Source organism: Brevibacillus sp. YAE8 (assembly GCF_057543335.1).
The window spans coordinates 1-505 of sequence record NZ_BAAIYG010000196.1 but is presented as its reverse complement, the minus strand read 5'-3'; the positions used below and the strand labels follow the sequence as shown (position 1 = coordinate 505).

The following is a 505-nucleotide window of genomic DNA, read 5'->3' as shown; positions in this document are numbered from 1 at the left end:
CAATCCAATGTATGTAAATAAACGATCGCGTTCAGGAATAATGACTGAAGCAATTTCATTAATTTCTTCTTCTGTATATGTTTTTAATAGCTGTTTATTATAAATGCCGATTTTTGTTAGTTCTTGAATAAGCTGATAAAACGAACCGTACTTCTCTTTTTTATCATAACCTCGGTTGTCCGCTGCTTTTCGATATAGTTCGTTTAAGTAGACGTCTGCCGCCACGTACGTCCAATCTGGTTCTTCCATTGAAATACGCTCTAGGGCTGCCAAAATTAGTACGTTTGCAACCTTTTCGTCCGTCATATTTTCCTTTACTGTAACAGTTTGAATAACCTTTTCCTCATACAAAGAAAAATCAAGTTGCGTAAATTCTTTTTTTAAACGTTCAATATATGCAGTTAATTCATGTAGAATTGTAGGCTTTAATGTATTCACCATAAATATGGCTCCTCTCTTCACTTCAAAATAAAAAATCGCTCACCGTACCTCGGTGAGCGAATAG

At 35.0% G+C, this 505-nt stretch carries 1 pseudogene; it reads right to left on the bottom strand.

Going from position 1 to position 505, the window contains the following annotated elements:
• A pseudogene (locus AC27IT_RS28355) lies at positions 1–441 on the bottom strand (ribonucleoside-diphosphate reductase subunit alpha); the annotation flags it as partial.
• Positions 442–505 lie beyond the last annotated feature (64 nt).